This is a genomic window from Streptomyces milbemycinicus (assembly GCF_002154605.1).
GTDB classification, from domain to species: domain Bacteria; phylum Actinomycetota; class Actinomycetes; order Streptomycetales; family Streptomycetaceae; genus Streptomyces; species Streptomyces milbemycinicus.
The window spans coordinates 1-3,370 of sequence record NZ_MUNE01000963.1; the positions used below are offsets into that span (position 1 = coordinate 1).

Annotated in this window: 3 protein-coding genes; all 3 read right to left on the reverse strand. The window is 72.7% G+C overall.

All coding sequences use genetic code 11. From position 1 onward, the window contains the following. Positions 1-54: 54 nt before the first annotated feature. Positions 55-774, reverse strand: coding sequence for a GntR family transcriptional regulator (locus CCN51_RS49660; protein WP_014180672.1), 720 nt, complete (start codon positions 772-774; stop codon positions 55-57). Between the two features lie 167 nt (positions 775-941). Further along, positions 942-2,141, reverse strand: coding sequence for a hypothetical protein (locus CCN51_RS49665; protein WP_014180671.1), 1,200 nt, complete (start codon positions 2,139-2,141; stop codon positions 942-944). 70 nt (positions 2,142-2,211) lie between these two features. After that, a complete protein-coding gene (locus CCN51_RS49670; protein ID WP_014180670.1) occupies positions 2,212-3,189 on the reverse strand; it encodes a 5-dehydro-4-deoxyglucarate dehydratase in 978 nt (325 codons plus the stop codon). Positions 3,190-3,370 lie beyond the last annotated feature (181 nt).

The window sequence follows — 3,370 nt, forward strand, 5'->3', positions numbered from 1 at the left end:
TAGACCGCGTGGGCGCGTGCGGGACCGTCCCCTCATCGCACGCGCCCACGCGGTCTAGGGGGAGGCCTCGGCGGCCCGGGCGGCGCCCGGGGCCAAACCGCCCGCGCCTTCCGGGCGTTCGGGGACTTCCGCGACTTCCGCGACTTCCGGGAAGGCGCGCCGGACGAATGAGGCGATGTGGTCGTACAGGGCGGCGGCCGCGCCGTCCGCGTCGCCGTCGAGCGCGCGGGCAAGGATCTCGCGGTGCTCGTCCGCCTCCCGCTCCCAGGACGGAACGGCCTGCCAGGCGATGGCGGAGACAAGGGCCGCCTGATCGCGCAGTTCGTCGAGGATCCCGGCCAGCAGAGGGTTGCCGCAGGGCAGATACAGCGCGCGGTGGAAGTCGCGGTTGGCCAGCGAGCGGCCGGCCGGGTCGGCCGCGGCGGCGGAGCGCTCCAGGGCGGCGCTCGCACCGGCCAGGTCGGCGCGCGTGGTGACGGTGCGGCGCAGCGCCTCGGGCTCGAGCAGCAGGCGCACGTCGTAGACGGCGTGGGCCATGGCGGTGTCGACGGTGCGTACGGTCGCGCCCTTGTACTCGCTCATCACGACGAGCCCGCGGCCGGCGAGGGTCTTGAGGGCTTCGCGGACCGGGGTCTTGGAGACGCCGAACTGGGTGGCCAGCTCGGCCTCGACGAGGGGCTGGCCGGGCCGTAGCCGTCCGGTGAGGATCCCGTGCTTGACCGCCTCCAGTACGTACTGCGTACGGGAGGGGATCGGGCTCGGCGCAATGTCCATGGGGCTCTCAGATCTCACATATCGCGTCTCATATATGACGTACGAAGTACGACGCGATGAAATTAGGGCCACCCCGGGGGTTCGTCAACGGTTCTGACAAAACTATCCCGGGGCGGCCCCAAGTGAGTTGATGGAGCGTCAGGGCCCTAAAGGAAGCCCAGCGAAGCTCAGGGAAGCCGTTCGAGGGCGGTGCGCACGGCGGCGAGGTCCGCGTCGGAGGCCAGTCCGGCGTGGTAGAGGCGGATTTCGTCCGCGCCGAGGCCGACCGCGTGGGTGGCGTCGGCTTCGAGGGTGGCGGGGCTGCCGCCCATACCGGCCACGACGGTGAAGTTCGCCGCCAGGGTGGTGCGTTCGGTCTTGTGCGGGACGAAGGGGGTCAGCACATCGACCCGCGCCGCGTCGTTCCCGGTGCAGGGCAGCACGACGCCGTCGGCGTGGTCGAGGATGCCCGCGGGGTCCACCCCGACGTTCGCGCCGAAGCGGTGCGGCGCCGGGTCGGCGTGCAGCAGCACCTGGAACTCGCCGCTCGCCGCCCCCCGTACGGCGGCCACGGCGTCCCGCTGAAGCTCGGCCGCGACCCGGTTGCGCCAGGTGGCGAAGGTGGCGACGTGGTCGGCGCCGAGCAGCTTCTCCACCTCGGCCCACTCCGCGGCCCGATCGCCGCCGCCCTGAGCCGCCTCCCCCGACCAGATCGGCCGCAGTGCGCGCCGCACCGCCTGCCGCAGCTCCTCCGGGTCGGCACCGAGCGAGGCGTAGCCCACGTGGCAGCTGTCGCAGAAGCACAGCGACATCAGGTACTGGGCCGCGCCGCCGAGCGGCACCCCGCCGATCTTGTCGTGCGCGTGCAGATGCGTGACCCCGTACCAGCCGCAGGACTCCAGCTCGGTGCCGCGGGTGCCGGGGCGCACCGCCGCCTCGGCGGCCAGGTCGACCACGTACGCGCGCACCTCGGGGCGGGCGATACAGGGCGCCCAGGGGTAGCGGTCACCGTAGGCGTTGCGCACGGAGGTGTGCGGAAGCTCGTCGCCCATACGGGAGTTGTGCGCGAGGACCACCCAGGAGTGCACCTCGAGCCCGGCGTCCGCGAGGGCGTGGGCCGCCTCGCCGTACGGGTCGGCGCCGTCCACCCAGGACTGCTCGTACGGGCGCGGCGCCCGGCCCGCCCAGCGGTCCGGGTCAGGCGGGTAGAGGACGGCGGCGTGCCGGGCGGTGACGATGCGGTGGCGCGGGTGGCGCGGGGTCAGCGCGCGGGTGGAGTGGTACGCCGAGGCGAGGGTGACCTGCTGGACCCCGAGGTCGGCGATGCGGCGGGCGGCGTCGGGGTCGCCGACGACGTCCCAGGGGTAGACGAAGGCGGAGGCTTTCAACGCGGTTTCCCCCTAGGGGTCGTCGGGCGGTCGTCGGGCGCAGTCGTCAGACGCGGTCGTCGGGCGGTCGTCAGACGCGGTCGTCAGCAACGGTAGCGGCGGCTCCGGTAGCGGCGTTGGCTCCGGGGACCAGGGCCAGCCCGCGCTCGATCAGCTCGGCCAGCTCCTTGACGTGGGCGGGGCTGGGCTCCGACAGCGGCGGGCGCACCTCGCCGACGTCCAGGCCGCGCATCCGTACCCCCGCCTTGACCAGCGAAACGGCATAGCCGCGCCCTTGGTTGCGCAGCTCGACCAGCGGCCGGTAGAAGCCGTCCAGCAGCGCGTTGCACGTCGCGTCGTCGCCCGTGGTCAGGGCCTTGTGGAAGGCGAGGGCGATCTCGGGGGCGAAGCAGAAGACCGCGGAGGAGTAGAGCAGTACGCCGATGCCGCGGTAGGCGAGCCCGGTGAGCTCGGCGGTGGGCAGCCCGTTGAAGTAGAGGAACTTCCCCTCGGGGTCGTTGGCGCGCACCGCGCTGACAATGCGCTGCAGCAGGTCCAGATCGCCGAGGCCGTCCTTGAGCCCGATGATGCCGGGGACCTTGGCCAGCTCGACCACGGTCTGCGGGGTGAAGACGGCGTTGTCCCGCTGGTAGACGATGACGTCGAGGCCGGTCGCGCCCGCGAGCGCGGTGTAGTGCCGCAGCAGGCCCTCCTGAGAGGCGACGACCAGATACGGCGGCATGGCCAGCAGCCCGTCCGCCCCGGCCTCCTCGGCGAGCTTCGCGTACTGGATGGCGAGAGCGGTGCCATAGCCCGCCCCGGCGATCACCGGCACCCGCCCGTCGGCCACCTCGACGGCGGCGGCCACGGTGGCGCGGAACTCCTCGGGGGTGAGCGCGTGGAACTCACCGGTGCCGCAGCACGCGAAGACAGCGGCCGCCCCCGCCTCGATCCCGCCGCGCACATGCGCGCGATACGCGTCGAGGTCCAGGGCACCGTCGGGCCCGTAGGCGGTCACGGGGAAGAACAGCAGTCCGTCAAGGCGCTCGGCGAGTGAGGCTGAGGTCACGGGCTCTCCCTGTCGTGTGCGCCGACGTGCCATCACCTCATCGGCGCGTACATACTTCTGATCGTCATCTACATTCATGAACGCAGCCACCGTAGGCCAGCCCGCCCGCGCGGGTCAAGGCGGCTGCACGCACGCGGGCCCGCACGAGACACGCCCCCACCCCCGTCCCACGACCCTTGAC